This is a genomic window from Arthrobacter sp. ZBG10 (genome assembly GCF_001238605.1).
Classification (GTDB): domain Bacteria; phylum Actinomycetota; class Actinomycetes; order Actinomycetales; family Micrococcaceae; genus Arthrobacter.
The window spans coordinates 1-223 of the sequence record NZ_LFQH01000084.1 but is presented as its reverse complement, the minus strand read 5'-3'; the positions used below and the strand labels follow the sequence as shown (position 1 = coordinate 223).

Genomic DNA, 223 nt, shown 5'->3' with positions numbered 1-223 from the left:
TTTGCCGTTTTGCCACGGGCTGCGGGGCTTTGTGCGCCGATGTTTGGCGCCGAGGTCCTTCATGACGGTCGCGAAGGCTGTTGACCGGATGTAGGCCAGGGCGTTATCGGTCATGACTTCTTGAACGGGTGCCCCGTTCGCGGCCATGAACGCTGCGGCGTTGGCCAGAAACGCTGCGCAGGTCGGGCCCTTTTCGTCCGGGAGGACCTCGACATAGGCCAGG

General features: G+C 63.7%; 1 pseudogene. It reads right to left on the bottom strand.

From position 1 onward, the window contains the following. Positions 1 to 223: pseudogene (locus ACU18_RS17705) on the bottom strand (DDE-type integrase/transposase/recombinase); the annotation flags it as partial.